We start from the raw sequence: 21042 nt of genomic DNA on the forward strand, positions 1-21042 counted from the left end.
AATCCCCCGTTGCGCCGCAGCTTTGCGGCGATTATAGCGAAGGAAACAGAAGACCTGGAGAATACCGATGTCCGTTGATCTCAAGACCGTCAAGCGCGTCGCGCATCTGGCCCGCATCGCTCTGAGCGAAGAAGAAGCCGAGCGGATGATGGGCGAGCTCAATGGGATTCTCGGCTTCGTCGCGCAACTGTCCGAGGTTGATGTGACCGGCGTCGAGCCGATGACTTCGGTTATGCCGATGGCGATGAAGAAGCGCAAGGATGTGGTTAACGACGGCAATATCGCCGACGACATCGTCGCCAATGCGCCGGAAACCGATCGCAATTTCTTCCTGGTGCCGAAGGTGGTCGAGTAAAGGCAAGGGCGCCCGCCGCCTTTGCCGTTCCGCCCCGCCGATCCCGATTTAGCTGCGCTTGCGCCAAGCGCCGATTTTCTGAAGTGAACCGACATCATGAGCGAACTGACCAGCCTCACCATTGCCGAAGCCCGCGCCAAACTGGCGGCGAAGGAGATTACGGCCGTCGAACTGACGGACGCCTATATCGGGGCGATCGAGGCCGCCAATGACGTGATCAACGCCTATGTGACGGTGACGGGCGACAAGGCGCGCGACATGGCCAAGGCCTCCGACGCGCGGATCGCCGAAGGCAAGGCGGGTGCGCTTGAGGGCATCCCGCTCGGGATCAAGGACCTGTTTTCCACTCGCGACGTCCACACCCAGGCCTGCTCGGCCATCCTGAACCGCTTCAAGCCAAAGTACGAATCGACCGTCACGCAGAACCTTTGGGACGACGGCGCCATCATGCTTGGCAAACTGAACATGGATGAATTCGCTATGGGTTCGTCCAACGAGACCTCGCATTACGGACCTGTCATCAACCCGTGGAAGGCGAGCGGCTCAAATGCGCAGCTCGTGCCGGGCGGTTCGTCCGGCGGTTCAGCCGCAGCCGTTGCGGCGCATCTGTGCGCCGGCGCCACCGCCACCGACACCGGCGGCTCGATCCGCCAGCCAGCCGCATTGACCGGTACAGTCGGCATCAAGCCGACCTATGGCCGCTGCTCGCGCTGGGGCGTCGTCGCTTTCGCGTCGTCGCTCGATCAGGCAGGCCCGATCGCCCGCGACGTGCGCGACACGGCCATTCTGCTGAAATCGATGGCAAGCGTGGACGCCAAGGACACGACCTCCGTGGACCTGCCGGTCCCGGACTACGAAGCCTCGCTTGGTCAGTCGCTCAAGGGCATGCGTATCGGCATTCCCAAGGAATACCGCGTCGATGGCATGTCGGATGAAATCGAGAAGCTCTGGAGTCAGGGCATTGCCTGGCTGAAGGACGCCGGCGCCGAGATCGTCGACATCTCCCTGCCGCATACCAAATACGCGCTGCCGGCCTATTACATCGTAGCGCCGGCCGAAGCCTCGTCGAACCTCGCCCGTTACGACGGCGTGCGCTACGGCTTGCGCGTCGATGGCAAGGACATTGCCGATATGTATGAAAAGACCCGCGCCGCCGGTTTCGGCGCAGAGGTCAAGCGCCGCATCATGATCGGCACCTACGTGCTTTCGGCAGGCTACTACGACGCCTATTACCTGCAGGCGCAGAAAGTTCGGACGCTGATCAAGCGGGATTTCGAACTGGCTTTCAACGATGTCGATGCCATTCTGACCCCGGCAACCCCGTCTTCGGCCTTCGCCATCGGCGACGAGGCGCTGGCCGCCGACCCGGTGGCGATGTACATGCAAGACATCTTCACCGTGACGGTCAACATGGCCGGCCTGCCGGGCCTGTCGGTTCCCGCCGGCCTCGACGCCAAGGGCCTGCCGCTCGGCCTGCAGTTGATCGGCCGTCCGTTCGAGGAGAGCACGCTGTTCAAGACCGCCCACGTCATTGAACAGGCCGCCGGTAAGTTCACGCCGGCGAAGTGGTGGTAGGCAGACTGACAATCAGAAAGCTGACGGCCGCTGATTACGAGGCGGTCGGCCGGATTGGCTTTGCCGCATGGAGATCCAGCGGCGAGGGGGAACCGGCATTTGATCAGTCGGATGTCGTCGAGGCCGCGCGGAGTGCCTTTTTCAGCTATCCCGCTACCGCTAAGGGGGATGTCGTCGTGGCCGAGTTTGGTAGTCGCGTGGTCGGATGGGCAGCGCGGGAAGACGAGCCCAACTATATCTCCGACATATGGGTCGATCCAGACTTTCAGGGGCAAGGCGTTGGGTCAGCGCTGCTGATGTGCCTCGTGGATCACATTCTTGGCGAGGGGTGTGCAGCGGCACGGATTGACACGCGCGCCTCCAATTTCAAGGCTATTCAAACCTACGAGCGTCATGGATTCGAGGTATTCTGGCGAGGCGAACAGTTTGATAGTAGTCTCGGTGTAAGTCTTGAAAAGGTGCATCTGGCAAAGTCGCTGCGCTGACAGGACAACCTGCGTTATCGAACCGGGCACCGGCAAGTTCACGTTGGCAACCTGGCGGTAGGTGCGATACCGTCGCGCGCAGTTACTCCTTTATCTTCGCCATCTGTTCGCGATGGATATTGACCTCCACCGGCGTCTTCATGATCACCTCGCGGTGCGGGAACGGGATGTTGATACCCGCTTCCTGGAAGGCGTCCCATAACGCCAGCAGGACTTGGCCGCGTACATTGGTCAGTCCGTTGGCCGGATCCGAAATCCAGAAGCGCAGCTTGAAATCGAGCGAGGAGGCGCCGAATGCCGTCATCCAGCAAACCGGCGCCCGATAATCCGTAACGCGGTCAATCCCCTTCGCGGTTTTTATGGCAATGCGCGTCACCTCATGCGGATCGCTCGTATAAGCAACGCCGAAATCCACGTCGATACGCACATATTCGCTCGAGAATGACCAGTTGATCACCTGCTGGGTGATGAAGTCCTCATTAGGGATTAGGTATTCGCGTCCGTCGCGGGTGATGACCGAGACGAAGCGCGCACGAAGTTCACGAATCCAGCCAAAAGTATCGCCAAGCGAAATCGTGTCGCCCGGTTTGATCGACTTGTCGATGATGATGATGATGCCGGAGATGAAGTTCGACATGACTTTCTGCAGGCCGAAACCGATGCCGACACCAATCGCGCCGGAAAAGACGGTCAGAGCCGTGAGGTCGATGCCGGTGGCCGACAGGGCAATGGCGCAAGCGAGAAGGATCAGCGCGATCTTGATGAGCTTGCCCAGCAACACTCGGAAGGCGGGTGATATATCGTCAAGCCGATCCACCCGGTTTACGATGACGTTGCCGAGTAGCACAGCTGTCCATATCAGGGCGGTGATAACGGCCAACCCCTTGAAAGCCGAGAACAGCGACAGACGCACCGACCCGATGTTCAGCGCCAGAGAATCGAGCGCCGACATGAAGGCATGGTCGAAGCCGAGTATGTATAGGGCGATGGAACCCCAGGTGACAGTCGCCACGAACAGCGCGATGGTCCTGTTGCGGATCAGCCGGGTCAGCACGGCGACGACAAACCATGCCGTGACAAGTGTCAGCACCATGGACAGGAGCCAGGAGTGGCTTGGCCAGGTGAGGTGGCGCATGATGACGGTCGCGGCCCAAAGCCATATGATGAGGAACAGCCACTTCAGTCGTCGCATGAAGGCGACGATAATCCGCAGCAGGTCGGGATTGCTGTTGATCTCTCTGGCGCGTGCCTCAAGCGTCGGCTCGATCCGTCTGGCCAGGAATACGGCGATCAGATAGCCCGCCGCCATGATCGCGATCTGGTAGGCACCCCAGCGATTGAGCATGAGGGCGTTGAGCCCGTCATGGGCCTTGTTGATGAATACTTGGAAATCCAAAGGCATTCTCCAGGCACCTTCGGCGTCGGGACGCCTCGGTTGTCTTCTCTCACCGGGCTACACTTTCGCGGAATTGGCGCTTGTGACAAGAAAAATAGCTGGAGAGCGGCATTGAGGGCGTGGTGGACGCGCGCGAGCGCACGCGTCCACAGGTTGTCTACCGGTTGTCTGGCTGTGCTCTTACCAGCACCAGTCCGCGTTCGGTGATGCGGTAAGGGCGGCCTCCGGAGGATTTGATAGCCTTCTTTTGCTTCAGCTTGCGGAAGGCGATGATGTCCAGGCCACCGAACACCCAGCCTTCGCGGGTGAAGAGCTGGATCTTCTCGATCTTTCGATTTTCGTCACGGGTGAGTTCGATGCGCCCGCCCTGGGCGAGCAGGTGAAGGATGCGCTGTTCGGCGCGGGAAATGTCCATGGTGTCGATCCGGATAAGCGCTCTGAGGCGAGCGCACAAAAACGATACCGGCGCCGCAAGGGCGTCGGGGCTTCGCTTTTTTTCGGGCCCGAGCGCGCGGATCAGGATGATCGCGGGCAGGGGCCTTTACCGGGTCTCGGACGAACCGAACATCCACACTCCATTGGTTACATCCCCAAAATGGGTGCATCGGGCCTTCAGGTCAAGCGGTGCGCGCTGCGGCATCACGTCCTCTCCGGGCGCGTGTCGAATCGGTCACAGCAAGGTTTTGTCGGTAATTGGTGATCCGATATGCCCGGCCTGATTCAGGCATCTGGATGCAAGCCTATGAAAACAAGAGGGAATATGTAATTCACTTGTGGCGGTCGGTGGCAGGCTGGAAAAACCGCCGGTCCGATGGTCTACTGCCATTGAAGGATGAGAGGCCGATGATCACCATACGCAATGCGCGCCGCGACGAGGCGCAACTACTCGCCGACATTGGCTTTCGCGCCTGGGAAAAGGCGATGATCCCGGTCGGCGAGACAAAGGCCATGGTCGAGAACGCCCGGGCGGCTTTCCGCAACTTCACAAGTTCCGGATGGTTGACGATCTCGGTGATCGAATTGAACGGCCAGCCCGCCGGATGGGCGGCGCGCGAGGAGCTTGACGAAGACATCACCGACTTCTGGATTGATCCGGAATTTCAGGGGATGGGGTTGGGCACCGCTTTGCTCGAGGAGCTTGAGAAGGAGATCCTTCGTCAGGGGTTTGACAAGGCGAGCCTTCAGACCCATGCGAGGAACGAGGAGGCGGTGCATTTCTTTGAAAAGCGCGGCTATTCCGTCCATTGGCTGACCATCGCTTATAATCCGAAGCTCGATCGCGACGTCCAGTCGGTTGGTTTGTCGAAGCAACTGGCCGCGCCGGTCGTTCCCGGCTACGGCCAGGAGTTCTAGGTCGCGGCCACGGACGGAATAAGGGTCTGGAGGACGGCGAGGACGTTTTCCATTCCGAAAAGCGCTGCCGTCGCCATGAGGATCTGCACGACAAACAGTGCCGGAAGTACGACCTTGAAGGGCGGCTTTCGTGTTTTGTGGCGCAGCAGTCGCTGGGCGAGAAGGGCGCCGATTCCGCCGCCGAGCATGGCGAGCCAGAGCAGGCTGGATTCCCGCACGCGCCAGTCACCCTTCCGCGCCGCCAGCTTGTCCCAAGCGTACACGCAGAAAACGATCACATTGTAGAGCGCGGCAATGGCCGCAAGCATGAGCATATCTGCGGAGGTCATTCCGCAAGAGTTTACCAGCTGCCATTTAACGCTTTGTGAGCGCCGCCGCCGGCCGTGCGTGACCTCACGCCTTGCGCCACCGCCGCATTTGTTCTACCTCACGAGCTTGAAAAATCCACGCATGACACGAGCATCCGATGACCCTAGTTGACACGCGCACGCCCGATCCGAAACGCTTCATTCCCGGTGCCACCGGCGACTGGGAAATCGTCATCGGCATGGAAGTTCACGCCCAGGTGACGAGCCAGTCAAAGCTGTTTTCCGGTGCCTCGACGACCTTCGGTAATGCGCCTAACGCCAACGTCTCGCTGGTCGATGCCGCCATGCCCGGCATGCTGCCGGTGATCAACGAGGAATGCGTCGCTCAAGCGGTGCGCACCGGTCTCGGCCTGAAGGCGCAGATCAACAATCGCTCGATCTTTGACCGCAAGAACTACTTCTATCCGGACCTGCCGCAGGGCTACCAGATCTCGCAGTTCAAGGATCCGATTGTCGGTGAGGGCAAGATCATCATCTCGCTCGGCCCCGACCGTCAGGGCAACTTTGAGGACATCGAGATTGGAATCGAGCGCTTGCATCTGGAACAGGATGCCGGCAAGTCGATGCACGACCAGCATCCGACCATGTCTTACGTCGACCTGAACCGGTCAGGCGTGGCGCTGATGGAAATCGTGTCAAAGCCCGACATGCGCTCCTCCGACGAAGCCAAGGCCTATATGACCAAGCTTCGCTCGATTGTGCGCTATCTCGGCACCTGCGACGGCAACATGGACGAAGGTTCGATGCGCGCCGATGTCAACGTTTCGGTGCGCAAGCCCGGCGGAGAATTCGGTACGCGTTGCGAGATCAAGAACGTCAACTCGATCCGCTTCATCGGCCAGGCGATCGAATACGAGGCGCGCCGCCAGATCGCCATCCTGGAAGACGGGGGTTCGATCGATCAGGAAACCCGCCTGTTCGATCCGGGCAAGGGCGAGACGCGTTCGATGCGCTCCAAGGAAGATGCGCATGACTATCGCTACTTCCCTGACCCGGACCTTCTTCCGCTCGAATTCGATGACGCCTTCGTCGAGGCGCTGAGGAAGGACCTGCCGGAACTGCCGGACGACAAGAAAGCCCGCTTCGTGGCCGATCTCGGCCTCTCGGTTTACGACGCGTCTGTGCTTGTCTCGGAAAAGGCGATCGCTGACTATTTCGAGGCGGTGGCCGAGGGCCGCGATGGCAAAACGGCTGCCAACTGGGTCATCAACGACCTGCTGGGTGCCTTGAACAAAGCCGGCAAAGCCATTGAAACGACTCCTGTCTCTCCCGCCCAGCTTGGCGGCATTATCGACCTCATCAAGGCCGAGACCATCTCTGGCAAGATCGCCAAGGACCTGTTCGAAATCGTCTTCAACGAGGGCGGAGACCCGGCCGAAATCGTCGAAACCCGCGGCATGAAGCAGGTGACCGACACCGGCGCGATCGAAAAGGCTGTCGACGAGATCATTGCCGCCAATCCGGATCAGGTCGCCAAGGTTCTGGCCAAGCCGACGCTGGCCGGCTGGTTCGTCGGCCAGGTGATGAAGGCGACCGGCGGCAAGGCCAACCCCCAGGCCGTGCAGGCGCTGGTCAAGGCCAAGCTCGGCATCGTCGAGGAATAAAACGTTGTTCTTCGTCCGCACCGCCGGCCCGCAGGATGTGGAAGCGCTCCGCACCCTGCTGTCGGAGACCTTCCACGCCACCTATGACCCGTTCTACGGCGAGGCGAAGGTGCGCGAGCTGGTCGACGCCTGGCATTCGCTGCCGGCGCTAAACGCCCGAATCGCCAAGAAGGGCGGCGAGTTCCTCGTGGCGGACGACGGCAGACAGCTCGGCGGCATGGCCTATGCGGCCATGTCGACGAAGATGGCCAAGACCGCCTTCCTGCACCAGCTCTATGTCAGGCCCTCGTGCCAGCGCATGGGCATCGGCCGCGATCTCTTCGCCGAGCTTGAGACCTGCTTTCCCGATGCCGAGATCATGCGGCTCGAGGTCGAGCCGCGCAACACGGCGGCGGTTGCCTTTTATCAGGAGCACGGCTTCGTCGAGGTCGACCGCACGACGAGCTGTGGCGGGCCGGACAGCGGTTTGCCGGCCATCGTCATGGAAAAACGGCTCGGCTGACTGCCATCTTCGTCATTCAGCACTGGAGCGCATTCAATCAGATAAGGCCACCTGATATTGTCGCGGGCAACCTTTACCGCGCCAATCCGTTTTCTCGTGTCCCTGCCACAGCGGTATTCGTGCCCGGTGCGACCGTTCCGGCGGCTGCATGAAGATGTCGACGCTGACGCGTGCCGACGGTCGTGAGTGCGATCACGAAAATAGTCGTGCAAAACCCTCTCGCTGTCATACTGTCCTCCTGAATTCGCCCTAAACCTCGCCATGAGCAACGCGCGGAGGGGTAAACTATGCAGGCGTCGACCATCGCCATCCGCCAGGCCCGCGAAGACGACGTGCAGGCCATAGTGGCGATTCTGGCGTCGGATGATGTCGGCGGCCACTGTGATACGACCGACGCGGCTGCCTATGCGGACTATCTGGATGCCTTCCGGACGCTGCAACAGACGCCGCGCGAGACACTCTACGTCGCCGAGCGCGACGGCGTAGTGGTCGGGACCTTCCAGACACTGTTGACGACGACCTTGTCTGGCCGGGGATCCACCTCGATGATTATCGAGGCGGTGCATACGAGCCCCGATTACAGGGGGCAGGGTATCGGCAGCGCGATGATCGGCTTCTGCCTTGATGAGGCCAGGAGGCTCGGCCTGCGTCAGGTCCAATTGACCTCGAATGCTAAGCGCACCGATGCGCATCGCTTTTACGAACGCCTTGGCTTCGCCAAGAGTCATTTTGGCTTCAAGTACAAGCTGAAATGAATGCCGCGGCGCGGCGAATCACTGGACAATCGCCCCCCGAGGCGGCATAAGCGGAAGACGATGACAAGCCGGTGGCCGTAACGGCCCGGAGCCAAGGACGAGACATGAAGCAGCTTCTGTTGGAACTTTTCACCTGGTGGAACGGTCAGACCATGGGCACGCGTTTCTTTACCTGGCGCAAGGGCACAAAGGTTGGCGAAGACGAGTTCGGCAACATCTATTACGAAGGCGGCACCACCACCTTCGGTCTGCCGCGCCGCTGGGTCATCTACAAGGGCTATGCCGACGCCTCGAGCATTCCGGCCGGCTGGCACGGCTGGATGCACCACCGCACGGATGTTCCACCGTCCAAGGAAGACTACAAGGCTGCGGAATGGCAGAAGCCGCATCGCGCCAATGCCACGGGCACGCCGAAGGCCTACCGTCCCCCGGGCTCTATCGCCGTGCCCGGCGAGCGTCCTACCGTTACTGGCGACTACGACGCCTGGACCCCCGGTAACTGATACCCGATTTGGCCACATTTCGGATCTAGGGCCTCTATCGGCGCCCGCGCTGAAAGAAGTGCTCATGGATTTGAAGGCTGGAGAATGGCAGACATGAAGCGTATCGGGCATGGCTCAACCTTTGCTGTAATGGGCATGGCGGCTCTGGTCGCATCCATAGGCACCTTGGTTGGGGTGACTCCGGTACATGCCGAGCGGATCGCCAATCCGGTTGCCGAGTTCGCGGGCATCGACAAGATCACCGGCCGCATCACCTCCTTCGACGTCTATATCGATGAGACGGTTCAGTTTGGGGCTCTTCAGGTCACACCGCGGGTTTGCTATTCGCGTGACGAGACGGAGGCGCAAAAGATCGACGCGTTTGTCGAGGTCGACGAAATCACCCTCGACCGCAAGATCCGCCGCATCTTTTCCGGTTGGATGTTCGCCGCCAGCCCGGCGCTCAACGCTGTCGAACATGCGATCTATGATGTCTGGTTGACGGGCTGCAAGCAATCTTCCGATGTGCCTGCCCCAAAGGGCGCCAAGGCTGCTCATCCTGCTCCTGTGCCTGTCAGTGAGTCCCGGAAGCCGGCCGAGACGCCGCAACCTGCCGAAAATGGGCAACCCAAGTCGACCGGCGGGCAGGATCAAGCTGCCCCTGCCGGGACAGCGCCTGTCGCCGTGCCCGAACTTGATGCGCCGCGAGAAATACCGGAGGATGTGACCGGCAACGGCGTGCCGCCGCTCGGCCTCCCCGAAGGGGGCGAAGACGTGCCGCAGGAGCAGCCTAAACCGCCGGCACCGGTGATAAAGCCGGGAAGTGTGGGGCTGTTCTGAAGTCATGAGCCGAATGGTGCGGTAGACGAAGGCGACGTTCGGCGCCGCCACTGCCTTTTCCAGAAAGCGCGCAAAGGCCAATTAAATCACATATTTCTGCAGTTCGTATCATCCGCACGAGGCAATGAGACGCGGTGCTTGACATTGTCTGCGGATGGGAACATTAAGGGAACGAAAAGGAGTTGCGGCCATGGCCTTATCCGAAAAATTCATCGTTCTGCCGTTCAAGAAAAATCGCGGGAATCTGGTTCCGGGCGAAATGCGCCAAGCCTCCAATGCTGCATCAGCTGAAAAGATCGCAACCGCCATGTCCGCCCGCCACATTGGCGTTGCGGCCTATTCCGTGCAGGTGGATGAGGAAAGCGGCGACATGACCAGTCCGCGGCTGCTGATTCAGTTCGGCGAGACAGCCGATCTCAACGCTGCATAACGACCATCAGCTTGTGTCAGGCGCTTGAGGCGCCGCTCAGAACGTCAGCGACTCGCTGTCCATCGCCTTGTCGAGCAGCTTCATATAGTCGTCCTTCGGAACGTCGATGGCGCCGAAGGTCTTTAGGTGCTCGGTGGTGAATTGTGTGTCGAGCAAGGTGAAGCCGCGGATCTTCAACCGTTCCACCAAATGCACGAGGCAGATCTTCGAGGCGTTGGTGCGCCGGGAGAACATACTCTCGCCGAAGAAGGCCGATCCCAGAGACACGCCATAGAGCCCGCCGACCAGTTCATCGCCTTCCCAAGCCTCGACCGAATGCGCATGGCCCAGACTGTGCAGGGCGCTGTAGAGTTCCCTGATCGTCTGGTTAATCCAGGTCGTTGGCCGGTCATCAGCTTCCTCGGCGCATTTGGCCACCACGGCGTCGAAGTCCGTGTCGAAGCGGATGTCGAAGGGGGCCTTGCGGACCGCCTTGGCGAGGCTTTTCGAAATGTGGAAAGCGTCAAGCGGCAGAATGCCGCGTATCTCCGGTTCGACCCAGAAGATCTCCGGATCGTCGGCCGCGTCCGACATAGGAAAGAGGCCGATGGAATAGGCGCGCAGCAGAAGTTCGGGGGTGATCCTCTGGTCCCTGCTGCGGCGCCCTGCCATGTCGTTCTTACCTCACGCGGAGGTCCTGGCCAGGTAGTCCTCCAGCCAGTGGATGTCGTAGTCGCCGTTGGCGATGTCCTGGTTGGCGACAAGGTCTTGGAACAACGGTAGCGTCGTCTTGATGCCGTCCACGACGAACTCGTCGAGCACGCGACGCAGACGCATCATGCATTCGACGCGGGTGCGCCCATGGACGATCAGCTTGCCGATCAGGCTGTCATAGTAGGGGGGGATCTTGTAGCCGGCATAAGCGCCGGAATCGACGCGGACGCCAAGGCCGCCAGGCGCGTGGAAATGCGTAATCGTGCCGGGCGAGGGAACGAAGGTTCGCGGATCCTCGGCATTGATACGGCATTCGATCGCATGACCGGAGAAGACGATCTCGTCCTGGGTGACAGACAGGCCAGCGCCGGACGCGACGCGGATCTGCTCGTGTACTAGGTCGATACCGGTGATGGCCTCCGTGATCGGATGCTCCACCTGCAGGCGGGTATTCATTTCGATGAAATAGAATTCGCCGTTTTCGTAAAGGAACTCGATCGTACCGGCACCGCGGTACTTCATCTTCTTCATGGCGTCGGCGCAGATCTGGCCGATCTTCATGCGCTGCTCGACGTTGAGGGCGGGGGAGTTGGCTTCTTCCCAGACCTTCTGGTGGCGACGCTGCAAGGAGCAGTCGCGTTCGCCGAGATGGACCGCATTGCCTTCGCCGTCACCGACGACCTGGAATTCGATATGGCGCGGGTGGCCGAGATACTTTTCCATGTAGACGGCCGGATTGCCAAACGCCGCCGCCGCTTCGGAGCGAGCCGTGTTGAATGCGTCTTCCAACTCGTCCTCGGTCTTGGCCACCTTCATGCCGCGCCCGCCGCCGCCGGCGGTTGCCTTGATCAGAACCGGGAAGCCGATACGGCGCGCCGTCGCCATCAAGTTCTCGGCAGTCACCTCGCCGTCGGAACCCGGAACGACCGGAATACCAAGTTCAACAGCCGTCAGCTTGGCGGTGATCTTGTCACCCATCAGGCGGATATGTTCGGCGGTCGGGCCGATGAAGGTGATGCCGTGGGCATCGAGAATGTCGGCGAACTTGGCATTCTCCGACAGGAAGCCATAGCCGGGATGGACGGCGTCGGCGCCGGTAATCTCACAGGCGGCAACGATCTGGTGAATGTTCAGATAGCTATCACGCGACGGCGGCGGTCCGATGCAGACGCTCTCGTCGGCGAGGCGGACATGCATCGCGTCGGCGTCAGCCGTCGAGTGCACGGCAACGGTGGCGATACCAAGCTCCTTGCAGGCGCGAAGCACCCGGAGCGCGATTTCGCCGCGATTGGCGATGAGGATCTTGGAAATTGTCATCGGCTTACTCGATGACGATCAGAGGCTCGCCGTACTCGACCGGGCGACCGTCTTCGATAATGATTTCGACGACCTTGCCGGAACGAGGGGCGGGGATCTGGTTCATGGTCTTCATCGCCTCAATGATCAGAAGCGTCTGGCCTTCCTTGACGATCGAGCCGACCTCGACGAAGGGGCGCGAGCCTGGCGCCGGCGCGAGGTAAACGGTGCCGACCATCGGTGCGGTTACGGTATTGGCGAGGTTGCGCGCAGGTTCGGCTGCGACGACCGGGGCCGCGACGGGTGCTGCTGCCGGAGCCGGGGCGGCGAACTGCTGGTAGGCCATCTGCGGCATCGCCATCATCTGCGGCGCGGCGCGCGAGACCCGGATGCGCAGATCGTCCTGCTCGACTTCGATCTCGCTGAGATCCGTCTCGTTGAGGATGTTTGCCAGATCACGGATCAAAGCCTGATCGATTCCCGATTTCTTGTCAGCCATGGAAAGGGGTCCTGTATTCTTGTTATTGCGTGATGGTTTTCAGCGCCTGAAGCGCCAGGATGTAGCTTTGGGGTCCGAAACCGCAGATCATGCCCTTTGTCGCGGACGCGATCATCGATTTGTGGCGGAACTCTTCGCGCGCATGGATGTTGGAGATATGCACTTCGACGACCGGAACGCCAATCGCGCGAATGGCATCGTGCAGCGCGATCGATGTATGCGTATAGGCGCCGGCATTGATCGCCACGCCGGCCGCCTTTTCGCCTGCCTCATGTAGCCAGTCGACGAGCACGCCCTCGTGGTTGGATTGGCGGAAATCGATCACAAGGCCGAGATCCGCACCGGCTGCCTTGCAATCGGCTTCGATGCCCGCAAGTGTCTTGCCGCCGTAGATCCCCGGTTCACGCTTTCCCAGCATGTTGAGATTTGGGCCGTTCAGGACGAAAATTGTGTTGCTCATCTGCGGTTCCGTCGACTTTCAACCGCCTCCTATAGACTGGAGGGGCCGCAAGGGAAAGCCCTTTGCGGCCCGGTGATCGCTCGTTCCCCGGAAAATGAAGCTAAGGTTAAGGCGCCAGCTTGCCGATCAGCAGGTTGTTTGGCCGCAGCTGCGGACATTGGCGAGCTTCTGGCCGATTGCCTCGGCGCCAATCGCGCCGAACACCGCCTCGTCGCCGACGATATAGGAGGGGGTGCCGGTGATGCCGAGGCTGGTCGCTAGCTGGTAGGTCTCCTTCACGGACGCGTCATTCGGGCTTTCGGCCATCATCTTGCGGATCTGCTCTTCGCTCACGCCGAGGGACTCGGCAACCTCAAGCGCGCTTCCTTCGTCGGCACGCCCTTGGGCGCCCAACAGGGCGCGATGGAAGTCGCCGTATTTTTCGGGAGCGATCTTGCGGAAGGCATCAGAGACCTTGTGGGCAGCTGCGGATTCCGGCCCGAGGATCGGGAATTCCTTGAGCACGAAGCGGACATTCTTGTCCTTTGCCAGGATGTCCTCCATGTCGGAAAGCGCACGCTTGCAGTAGCCGCAATTGTAGTCGAAGAATTCGACGATCGTCACGTCACCGTTCGGATTGCCCAGTGCAATGTCATGAGAGGAGGAAAACAACGCATCCTTGTTTTCCTTTACCGCCATGGACGCCTGCTGTAGGCGGGCGTCCCGCTGCTTCTGCTCCAGCGCATCTTGCACGTCGAGCATGATCTCCGGGTTGGCGATCAGATATTCCTTGATGAAGGCGCCGAACTCCTTCTTCTGCGCATCGTCCAGCGCGCCGGCCGTGGTTGGCAGCGCCACCGACAGGAGCATCAGGGCGGTCGCGGCAAGCTTACTGAATTTCAACGCCATATCTTCCTCTTGTGAATTTTCCGCGGCGAAAGCCGTTGTCCGTCTGAGCCAAGCCATCCGAACCTGTTGATTTTTTTGTAGCGTATCGCCAGCGAACGACAAGTGGAATTGGAAAAATGGCCGCAGTGGATCGCTCTCACCATTGTGATGACCGCAATAATGCGGCAATTGTCGGGCGTCCCTCATCGACCGGAGAGAGTTGTTCGTGGTTTCCCTTTCAAAACGCAGCGCAGTTGAGCCCTTTCACGCCATGGATCTTCTGGCGGAAGCGACGCGGCGGCGCAATGCCGGGCGGCCGGTCATCTCGATGGCGGTCGGCCAGCCGGGGCACCCTGCGCCAGAGGCCGCCCTTGCCGCGGCGCGCGAGGCGCTCGCGCATGGCCGGATCGGCTACACGGATGCGCTCGGCCTGGCTGAACTCAGGGCGCAGCTCGCCGACTACTATCGCCGCCGACACTGCCTGACGATCGACGCCGCGCGCATCGTCGTCACCACCGGTTCCTCGGCCGGCTTCAATCTTGCCTTCTTGGCCCTGTTCGACCCCGGCGATGCCGTGGCGATCGCCCGGCCAGGCTATCCGGCCTACCGCGCCATTCTTTCCGCGCTCGGCCTCAAGGTCGTCGAAGTGCCGGTCAATGCCGATACGCACTTCACCCTGACGCCGGAGAGTCTTGAGGCCGCGCAGGTTCGGGCAGGCGTCAAGCTGAAGGGCGTGCTTCTGGCAAGTCCGGCCAACCCGACCGGCACAGTGACCGGCAAGGCACAGCTGAAGGCTGTCTACGACTATTGCAAGGGGCAGGGGATCACGCTGATCTCCGACGAGATCTATCACGGGCTGACCTATGCCGGGGAGGAGGCGACGGCGCTGGAGATCGGCGGCGAGGCGATCGTCATCAATTCCTTTTCAAAGTATTATTGCATGACCGGTTGGCGGATCGGCTGGATGGTCGTGCCGGATAACATCGTCCGCCCGCTCGAATGCCTGGCGCAAAGCCTCTACATCTCCGCGCCAGAACTCTCCCAGATCGCGGCGATCGCCGCACTCGGGGCGGAGGAGGAGCTGGAGCACTACAAGGCAAGCTGCCGACGTAATCGTGACTTCCTGATGTCGCGCCTGCCGGAACTTGGCCTGCCGCTGCTCTCGCCGATGGACGGTGCCTTCTACGCCTATGTCGATGCCAGCCGCTACACCAATGACAGCATGGCGTTTGCCAGGCGAATGCTGGCGGAGATCGATGTGGCGACGACGCCCGGCATGGATTTCGATCCGGTTGAGGGCGATCGCGCGCTGCGCATTTCCTACGCGGGAACCTATGCCGAGATGGTCGAAGCGACCGATCGCATGGCGCGCTGGCTACCCTAAAAACGATTCCGGAACAATGTGCTGGCGGCGTTTCCGGAATCGATCTGATAAAGCGTTGAATCAGAATGTGAACTGACTTCGGGCAGGAGGGGCCAAGCCGAGAAAGGACAATCATGAGCCGAATTCTCGTGAAGTCACCGGCGCGCGGCGCACCCGAGTTGCTGACTCGGCGAACGCGGATGCGGGGGCACCGAATAGAAGATTTCGATGCGATGCAGCGAATGTGGAGCGACGAGCGCATTGTTCCATTTCCGGCAAACCCTTGAGGCATGGCGAAACCTGGGCGCGGTTGCTTCACTATATAGGCCATTGGCAAGCGCTTTCTTTCGGCTACTGGGTGGTCGAGGCTCTTGAGAGTGGGCGTTTTGGGGCAGGTCGGTTTTGCCGATCACAAGCGTGATCTCCAACCGAGCCTCGACGGGACGCCGGAGGCTGGCTGGCTCATCGCCCCGGACATGCAAGGGGTGGGGTTGGCAACAGAAGCGCTCGGAGCTGCCCTTGCCTGGGCGGACGAAAATTTCTTGCAAGTCGGCACCGCCTGCATCATCGCCCCGCAACACGAGGTGTCGATCCGCGTGGCAACCAAATGTGGCTTTCTGGAACAGGGTTTCGTCACATTTCGGAACGAGCAAACCTTGTTGATGCGAAGAAACCGCTCGCAAACCTGATTGCAGGCAGCATTGCACGGATAATAAAAAAGGCCGCGTCGAACGCGGCCTTTTTGTCATTCAGACTGGAGAATTTCTCAGAAGAAGCCGCGTTTCTGCCACCAGCCACCCTTTTTGGGCTTCGTCGGCTCATCGTCTCCGTCAGTCGAAGTCTTGACCGAGGTCACGACCGGCTCGGAGGAGGAAACGTTGGATGCGCGGTTGGCGCGAACGGGCTTTGCCTCTTGATCGGCTTCAGCCTCAGCCGGAACCACAGCTTCCGCTTCCACCGGAGCCACCGGTTCGGAAACAGCGGCAACCTCTTCTGCGACAGGCTCAGCGGCGGCGGCAGGTGTCTCAGTTTCTGCCTCAGGTGTAGGCTCGGCGGCGATCACCGGCTCCTCGACCGGAGATACGGCAACGGCAACCTTTGCCTTGCGGCTCCGGCGCGGTTTTGGCGCCACGACCTCTTCAGCCGATTCGACCGCTGCCATGGCTGCCGGTTCCTCGGCCACTGCCTCCTCGGCGATGCCTTCGATCAAGGCAGCTTCGGTGTCGCTGTCATCACTCTCGCCACTACCGCTCGCGGCCTCGGCGCCGTTTTCTGCGCCTTCCTCATCCGGACGGCCGCGGCGACCACCGCGCTTGCCGCGCCGGCGGCGCTTGCGCTTCTGGCTGTCGTCGCCTTCCGCATCACCGTTCGGCGCACGCGCTTGCGCTTCGCTCGATGCCTCGCTGGCGTCTTCTTCCTCACCCTCGTCGCTTTCGTTCTCGTCGCCCTCGACGTCACCTTCGGCGCCGGCCTGCATGTCGCTGCCATTGCCGTTCTTGTTGCGACGCCGGCGGCGACGCTTGCGCTTGCGGTTCTGTTCGTCGCCATTGGCGGAGGGAGCCGCCTGTGTGGCCGGTGCGACGGCGATGATTTCCTCGTCTTCTTCGTCTTCCTCCGGCTCGGGAATGTAGTCGTCTTCCTCGATCGCCGGCAGCATCTGCATCAGGCTTTCGATCTTCACCGGATTGGCGACGGCCTCGCCACGGTCGATGCCAAAGTGCTGCGAACCGACCGAATCATCGCTGTCGATGGTGATCGCCACACCGAAGCGTTGCTCGTAGTCGACAATCGTGCCGCGCTTCTGGTTGAGGATGTAGAGCGCGGTCTCCGGCGTGGTGCGCACGGTAATGTCGTGGGTCGTGTTTTTCAGAAGGTACTCTTCGATACCGCGCAGGACGTGCAGGGCAACGGAGGACTGTGAGCGGATGAGGCCCGTGCCGCCGCAATGCGGGCAGAGTTGGGTCGTCGATTCCAGAACCGAGGCGCGGATGCGCTGGCGCGACATCTCGAGCAGGCCGAAATGCGAGATCCGGCCGACCTGGATGCGGGCGCGGTCATTCTTCAGGCAATCCTTCAGCTTCTTCTCAACAGCGCGGTTGTTGCGCTTCTCCTCCATGTCGATGAAGTCGATGACGATCAGGCCGGCAAGGTCGCGCAGGCGAAGCTGGCGAGCGACTTCTTCGGCGGCTTCCAGATTGGTCTGGAGCGCGGTGTCCTCGATCGAGTATTCGCGGGTCGAGCGGCCGGAGTTGACGTCGATGGCAACCAGCGCTTCGGTCTGGTTGATGATTATGTAGCCGCCGGACTTCAGCGTCACCTGCGGTTGCAGCATCTTGTCGAGCTGACCTTCGATGCCGGAACGCGAGAAGATCGGATGCAGGTCGCGATAGGGCTGAACCACCTTGGCGTGGCTCGGCATCAGCATCTTCATGAAGTCTTTCGCTTCACGATAGCCTTCCTCGCCGGCGACGACGATTTCCGAGATATCCTTGTTGTAGAGGTCGCGAATTGACCGCTTGATCAGCGAGCCTTCCTCATAGACGAGACAGGGGGCTGTGGAGCTGAGTGTGAGAGTACGGACGTTCTCCCACAGGCGCATCAGGTATTCGAAGTCGCGCTTGATCTCGACTTTGGTACGGTTGGCACCGGCGGTACGCAGGATCACGCCCATGCCGAGCGGCACTTCGAGACCACGGGCGATTTCCTTCAGGCGCTTGCGGTCGGCCGGGTTGGTGATCTTTCGGGAAATGCCGCCGCCGCGTGCCGTGTTCGGCATCAGTACCGAATAGCGGCCGGCGAGCGACAGATAAGTCGTAAGAGCCGCGCCCTTGTTGCCCCGCTCTTCCTTGGCGACCTGCACCAACAGGATCTGACGGCGCTTGATGACTTCCTGGATGCGGTACTGCTTGCGCGGCTTGCGAACGACGCGGTCCGGAACCTCTTCCATGGCGTCTTCGGCGCCGACGGATTCAATTTCTTCCTTCTCTTCGACATGGTCGTCATCGTCATCATCGAAGTCGTCGTCGCGGCCGCGACGGCCGCCGGCATCCTCGGAGATTTCGTCGTCGGTCTCGACCATGGCGGCCATGTCGCCCTTGCCGTCATCGTCGACAGTGTCGATCACTTCCGCTGCCGGTTCTTCGGTCGCTGCCACCTTCTTGGCGCGCGGCTTGCGGGCCCGCTTCGGCTTGGCCTTCGGGGCTTCGGCCTCGACCAAAACCTCTTCCGTGATCACCGTCTCCTCAGTCGGCGCCTCGGCGACCACTTCAGCTTCTGCGACTTCTACCTCGACCTTGGCCTCGGTTTCCGGCGCGACAACCGCAGCGGTCGCGATGCCGACGTCGGGTTGGTCCTGCTGCGAAGGATCGACGCCAGGCGCTTCGTCTCCGTCCGCCTCGTCTTCGCGGCGGTGCTCTTCGGCCTCTGCGTTTAGAAGTGCCTGCCGGTCGGCATACGGGATCTGGTAATAATCTGGATGAATTTCAGCGAAGGCGAGGAACCCGTGGCGATTGCCGCCGTAGTCTACGAAGGCCGCCTGAAGCGAAGGTTCGACACGCGTCACCTTCGCCAGATAGATATTGCCGCGGATTTGCTTCTTGTGTTGGGACTCGAAATCGAATTCTTCGATACGGTTACCGCGTACGACAACAACGCGCGTCTCTTCTTCGTGAGACGCGTCGATCAACATTCTGTCTGCCATTTAAGCTGTGCTCCTCGGCGCTGCCGGGAAGGGGGTCACTCGCTCGCTCTACTCTGGTGCGGGTGATGCCTTGCGGGCGTGGCGCCGAATATGAATGTTCCCGTCCGGCGGGGTGCGCTAGCAGTGATTGAACAGCTGCCGGGATGCTTGAAAAGCCCGATCCGACAAATGTGCTCAAGATTAACTGCGATGACATCAAAGACCGAACGAAAACGACAATGACTTAGGCCCCAGGGGACCCGATGAGTGCTCGTCAGAGCATGTGGTGGAAACCACCAGTTGCATTTGCCGGCAGAGCCGGCGTGTTAAACCAGTTTCAGGAAAAAAAGCGGAGACGGCGGATGAAGATCCGACAAATTAGGCGCCAAGTCCTTGAAGAGGTTGGCAGCCGTTGCGGTCATTCTATCCCGTTGGCACTTTTAACCCTCACTTGCCTTGTATGTTTTCTCTGTGACAATAGCAAGGGGAAACGAAATTATGCCATAATATCGATTGATTAGCGGGGTTTAAGGTCTGACGATCGGTACTGGTACGAAAAATGTGGTTGTGCCGATTTGGTACATGCGAGCCGCCTCGGTGGGGCCAATCTGGGTGGGAATGAGATTGATTTTAATCAGGATCAAGCTGGCGCTGGCGGCATATGGGCGTTTGGATGCGATCCGACACGGGGAAACGATTTGGGCATGAGAGGGGCTGATCTGGTTCAACCGGCGCGCTTCAAGCGCCTTGCCTGGCGAATCGCTGCAGTCGCACTGGCATTGATCTCGGGCCTGGTCGGCACGGCGACCTTCGCCGGGCAGGTGGCAACCGGGGATCCGCTTGCAGCCTACGCCGCCCGCATCGTCGGCGATCGTGCCCGCACCCGCATCGTCATGGAATTCGACCGTAAACCCGAGGTCGCCATTCGCTACATCGGCAAACCCGACCGTATTGTCGTCGACATGCCGTCGACGCTCTTCACCTTTCCCGAGGCGGACCTTCGGGCGAGGGGGCTGTTTCGCGACATCCGTTATGGTTCCATGGGGGCTGGCTCGGCCCGGTTGGTGCTGACCGCCGAACGGCCTGCGCGGCTCGTCGCGAGCGAGGTCATGGCCAATGAAGGCGGCGAGGGCTATCGGCTCGTGCTCGACGCGGAAATGGTATCGCAGCAGGATTTCGATGCACTGGTGAGCGACCAAACCTGGATGTCGGCGAGTGCCGAAGCAGCGACGAGCGCTCAGCGTGGCGACCGTATCGCGGCGACGGAGCCGGCCGTCCCGGGCGCTTTCGTCATCGCGATTGATGCGGGGCACGGCGGCATCGATGCCGGTGCGGCTGGTGCGACGACGAAGACGCCGGAAAAGGAGATCACGCTGGCCTTTGCCAAGGCTCTTCTCGAGCGACTGAAGGGGGAGCCCGGTATCGAAGCCTTCCTGGTGCGGGAGGGTGATGAATTCCTTTCGCTATCCGAGCGCGTCACCATTGCTCGGCAGCGGGATGCGAACCTGCTCATTTCCTTTCATGCTGATACACTGCGCCAGAACAATATCCGCGGCGCCACAGTCTATACGATCTCGGACAAGGCATCCGACCGCATGGCGGCTGACCTCGCCGAACGCGAGAACCTGTCCGATGCGGTGGGCGGTGTGAGTCTCTCCAGCGAGCCGGCCGAGGTTTCGGACATCCTGCTCGACTTGACGCGCCGCGAAACGCAGGCCTTCTCGATTTCCTTGGCCGATGCGGTGGTGCGGTCCTTCGACGGACAGGTGGCGCTGATCAACAATCCGCACCGCTATGCGGGCTTTCGTGTATTGCAGGCCCACGATGTTCCCTCAATCCTGTTGGAACTGGGCTTCCTGTCAAACAAGGAAGATGAGAAGCTCCTGCTCGATCCCGCGTGGCGGACCAAGATCGCAGACCTGCTGGCGATTGCCGTCAAACGCTACCGCCTTCCTGTTGTCGCCAACGGGGGCTGACGCGTTGGGGATCGGACCGCTTGGGTGCTGCTTTAGCGAGGAATGGCCCTATTTTCCTCACATT

Annotated in this window: 21 protein-coding genes and 1 pseudogene; 13 read left to right on the top strand and 9 right to left on the bottom strand. The window is 60.7% G+C overall.

The window, feature by feature from the left end; all coding sequences use genetic code 11:
* Nucleotides 1–67 precede the first annotated feature (67 nt).
* From gatC to RNA01_RS16785, 3 genes are all read left to right on the top strand, one after another.
* Entirely contained in the window at nucleotides 68–355 is a 288-nt protein-coding gene (gene gatC, locus RNA01_RS16775) for an Asp-tRNA(Asn)/Glu-tRNA(Gln) amidotransferase subunit GatC (protein WP_147181369.1), read from the top strand.
* 96 nt (nucleotides 356–451) lie between these two features.
* Complete coding sequence (gene gatA / locus RNA01_RS16780; protein WP_147181370.1) at nucleotides 452–1930, top strand: Asp-tRNA(Asn)/Glu-tRNA(Gln) amidotransferase subunit GatA; 1479 nt, start codon at nucleotides 452–454, stop codon at nucleotides 1928–1930.
* On the top strand, nucleotides 1924–2415 hold the full coding sequence (locus tag RNA01_RS16785; protein ID WP_235916703.1) for a GNAT family N-acetyltransferase: 492 nt from the start codon (nucleotides 1924–1926) through the stop codon (nucleotides 2413–2415). The genes gatA and RNA01_RS16785 overlap by 7 nt, the downstream gene beginning before the upstream one ends.
* Before the next feature lie 82 nt (nucleotides 2416–2497).
* Here the strand turns inward: RNA01_RS16785 and RNA01_RS16790 are convergent, their stop codons facing one another.
* A complete protein-coding gene (locus RNA01_RS16790; protein ID WP_284727880.1) occupies nucleotides 2498–3811 on the bottom strand; it encodes a mechanosensitive ion channel family protein in 1314 nt (437 codons plus the stop codon).
* Between the two features lie 157 nt (nucleotides 3812–3968).
* Entirely contained in the window at nucleotides 3969–4226 is a 258-nt protein-coding gene (locus tag RNA01_RS16795) for a YjhX family toxin (protein ID WP_147181373.1), read from the bottom strand.
* Between the two features lie 428 nt (nucleotides 4227–4654).
* Between RNA01_RS16795 and RNA01_RS16800 the strand changes: the two genes are divergently transcribed.
* Nucleotides 4655–5164, top strand: coding sequence for a GNAT family N-acetyltransferase (locus RNA01_RS16800; protein ID WP_147181374.1), 510 nt, complete (start codon nucleotides 4655–4657; stop codon nucleotides 5162–5164).
* Here RNA01_RS16800 and RNA01_RS16805 read toward each other — a convergent pair.
* Nucleotides 5161–5493 (bottom strand): DUF1294 domain-containing protein, encoded by a 333-nt coding sequence (locus tag RNA01_RS16805; protein ID WP_147181375.1) that lies wholly within the window; start codon nucleotides 5491–5493, stop codon nucleotides 5161–5163. The genes RNA01_RS16800 and RNA01_RS16805 overlap by 4 nt on opposite strands.
* 137 nt (nucleotides 5494–5630) lie before the next feature.
* Here RNA01_RS16805 and gatB point away from each other — a divergent pair, with 137 nt between their 5' ends.
* The 6 genes and pseudogenes from gatB (at nucleotide 5631) to RNA01_RS16835 (ending at nucleotide 10145) form a co-directional block, all read left to right on the top strand.
* A complete protein-coding gene (gene gatB / locus RNA01_RS16810) occupies nucleotides 5631–7136 on the top strand; it encodes an Asp-tRNA(Asn)/Glu-tRNA(Gln) amidotransferase subunit GatB (RefSeq protein WP_147181376.1) in 1506 nt (501 codons plus the stop codon).
* 4 nt (nucleotides 7137–7140) lie between these two features.
* On the top strand, nucleotides 7141–7638 hold the full coding sequence (locus RNA01_RS16815) for a GNAT family N-acetyltransferase (RefSeq protein WP_147181377.1): 498 nt from the start codon (nucleotides 7141–7143) through the stop codon (nucleotides 7636–7638).
* 287 nt (nucleotides 7639–7925) lie between these two features.
* Nucleotides 7926–8393 (top strand): GNAT family N-acetyltransferase, encoded by a 468-nt coding sequence (locus RNA01_RS16820; protein ID WP_147181378.1) that lies wholly within the window; start codon nucleotides 7926–7928, stop codon nucleotides 8391–8393.
* A 104-nt stretch (nucleotides 8394–8497) separates the two neighbouring features.
* Nucleotides 8498–8896, top strand: a complete 399-nt coding sequence (locus tag RNA01_RS16825) for an NADH:ubiquinone oxidoreductase subunit NDUFA12 (protein ID WP_147181379.1) — start codon at nucleotides 8498–8500, stop codon at nucleotides 8894–8896.
* 135 nt (nucleotides 8897–9031) lie between these two features.
* Nucleotides 9032–9421, top strand: a pseudogene (locus RNA01_RS24105) (DUF2155 domain-containing protein); the annotation flags it as partial.
* Between the two features lie 484 nt (nucleotides 9422–9905).
* Nucleotides 9906–10145 (top strand): hypothetical protein, encoded by a 240-nt coding sequence (locus RNA01_RS16835; RefSeq protein ID WP_147181381.1) that lies wholly within the window; start codon nucleotides 9906–9908, stop codon nucleotides 10143–10145.
* Nucleotides 10146–10181: 36 nt separating this feature from the next.
* Here RNA01_RS16835 and aat read toward each other — a convergent pair whose 3' ends face one another.
* The 5 genes from aat to RNA01_RS16860 form a co-directional block, all read right to left on the bottom strand.
* Nucleotides 10182–10796 (bottom strand): leucyl/phenylalanyl-tRNA--protein transferase, encoded by a 615-nt coding sequence (aat, locus tag RNA01_RS16840; protein ID WP_147181382.1) that lies wholly within the window; start codon nucleotides 10794–10796, stop codon nucleotides 10182–10184.
* A 12-nt stretch (nucleotides 10797–10808) separates the two neighbouring features.
* The gene (accC, locus tag RNA01_RS16845; RefSeq protein WP_147181383.1) at nucleotides 10809–12155 is read right to left on the bottom strand and encodes an acetyl-CoA carboxylase biotin carboxylase subunit; all 1347 of its coding nucleotides are present in this window, start codon (nucleotides 12153–12155) and stop codon (nucleotides 10809–10811) included.
* 4 nt (nucleotides 12156–12159) lie between these two features.
* Complete coding sequence (accB, locus tag RNA01_RS16850; protein WP_147181384.1) at nucleotides 12160–12633, bottom strand: acetyl-CoA carboxylase biotin carboxyl carrier protein; 474 nt, start codon at nucleotides 12631–12633, stop codon at nucleotides 12160–12162.
* A 22-nt stretch (nucleotides 12634–12655) separates the two neighbouring features.
* Nucleotides 12656–13093 carry a type II 3-dehydroquinate dehydratase gene (gene aroQ, locus RNA01_RS16855; protein ID WP_147181385.1) on the bottom strand — a complete coding sequence of 146 codons (438 nt, stop codon included), beginning with the start codon at nucleotides 13091–13093 and terminating at the stop codon, nucleotides 12656–12658.
* 126 nt (nucleotides 13094–13219) lie between these two features.
* On the bottom strand, nucleotides 13220–13981 hold the full coding sequence (locus RNA01_RS16860; RefSeq protein WP_147181386.1) for a DsbA family protein: 762 nt from the start codon (nucleotides 13979–13981) through the stop codon (nucleotides 13220–13222).
* Between the two features lie 205 nt (nucleotides 13982–14186).
* On the opposite strand from RNA01_RS16860, the gene RNA01_RS16865 reads away from it, so the two are divergent.
* Entirely contained in the window at nucleotides 14187–15344 is a 1158-nt protein-coding gene (locus tag RNA01_RS16865) for a pyridoxal phosphate-dependent aminotransferase (RefSeq protein ID WP_147181387.1), read from the top strand.
* A gap of 365 nt (nucleotides 15345–15709) precedes the next feature.
* Nucleotides 15710–16012: a GNAT family N-acetyltransferase gene (locus RNA01_RS16870; RefSeq protein WP_210245768.1), complete on the top strand. Its 303-nt coding sequence runs from the start codon at nucleotides 15710–15712 to the stop codon at nucleotides 16010–16012.
* 77 nt (nucleotides 16013–16089) lie between these two features.
* Here the strand turns inward: RNA01_RS16870 and RNA01_RS16875 are convergent, their stop codons facing one another.
* A complete protein-coding gene (locus tag RNA01_RS16875) occupies nucleotides 16090–19023 on the bottom strand; it encodes an Rne/Rng family ribonuclease (RefSeq protein WP_147181388.1) in 2934 nt (977 codons plus the stop codon).
* A 683-nt stretch (nucleotides 19024–19706) separates the two neighbouring features.
* On the opposite strand from RNA01_RS16875, the gene RNA01_RS16880 reads away from it, so the two are divergent.
* Complete coding sequence (locus tag RNA01_RS16880) at nucleotides 19707–20978, top strand: N-acetylmuramoyl-L-alanine amidase (RefSeq protein ID WP_147181389.1); 1272 nt, start codon at nucleotides 19707–19709, stop codon at nucleotides 20976–20978.
* The last annotated feature ends 64 nt before the right edge of the window (nucleotides 20979–21042 follow it).

Source organism: Paenirhizobium naphthalenivorans (assembly GCF_007992095.1).
Classification (GTDB): Bacteria; Pseudomonadota; Alphaproteobacteria; order Rhizobiales; family Rhizobiaceae; genus Allorhizobium; species Allorhizobium naphthalenivorans.

Bases quoted from the DNA above. Each gene is read 5' to 3' on its own strand.
- gatC (WP_147181369.1), top strand. From the start codon at position 68: ATGTCCGTTGATCTCAAGACCGTCAAGCGCGTCGCGCATCTGGCCCGC.
- gatA (WP_147181370.1), top strand. From the start codon at position 452: ATGAGCGAACTGACCAGCCTCACCATTGCCGAAGCCCGCGCCAAACTG.
- RNA01_RS16795 (WP_147181373.1), bottom strand. From the start codon at position 4,226: ATGGACATTTCCCGCGCCGAACAGCGCATCCTTCACCTGCTCGCCCAG.
- RNA01_RS16800 (WP_147181374.1), top strand. From the start codon at position 4,655: ATGATCACCATACGCAATGCGCGCCGCGACGAGGCGCAACTACTCGCC.
- RNA01_RS16805 (WP_147181375.1), bottom strand. From the start codon at position 5,493: ATGACCTCCGCAGATATGCTCATGCTTGCGGCCATTGCCGCGCTCTAC.
- gatB (WP_147181376.1), top strand. From the start codon at position 5,631: ATGACCCTAGTTGACACGCGCACGCCCGATCCGAAACGCTTCATTCCC.
- RNA01_RS16820 (WP_147181378.1), top strand. From the start codon at position 7,926: ATGCAGGCGTCGACCATCGCCATCCGCCAGGCCCGCGAAGACGACGTG.
- RNA01_RS16825 (WP_147181379.1), top strand. From the start codon at position 8,498: ATGAAGCAGCTTCTGTTGGAACTTTTCACCTGGTGGAACGGTCAGACC.
- RNA01_RS16835 (WP_147181381.1), top strand. From the start codon at position 9,906: ATGGCCTTATCCGAAAAATTCATCGTTCTGCCGTTCAAGAAAAATCGC.
- aat (WP_147181382.1), bottom strand. From the start codon at position 10,796: ATGGCAGGGCGCCGCAGCAGGGACCAGAGGATCACCCCCGAACTTCTG.
- accC (WP_147181383.1), bottom strand. From the start codon at position 12,155: ATGACAATTTCCAAGATCCTCATCGCCAATCGCGGCGAAATCGCGCTC.
- accB (WP_147181384.1), bottom strand. From the start codon at position 12,633: ATGGCTGACAAGAAATCGGGAATCGATCAGGCTTTGATCCGTGATCTG.
- aroQ (WP_147181385.1), bottom strand. From the start codon at position 13,093: ATGAGCAACACAATTTTCGTCCTGAACGGCCCAAATCTCAACATGCTG.
- RNA01_RS16860 (WP_147181386.1), bottom strand. From the start codon at position 13,981: ATGGCGTTGAAATTCAGTAAGCTTGCCGCGACCGCCCTGATGCTCCTG.
- RNA01_RS16875 (WP_147181388.1), bottom strand. From the start codon at position 19,023: ATGGCAGACAGAATGTTGATCGACGCGTCTCACGAAGAAGAGACGCGC.
- RNA01_RS16880 (WP_147181389.1), top strand. From the start codon at position 19,707: ATGAGAGGGGCTGATCTGGTTCAACCGGCGCGCTTCAAGCGCCTTGCC.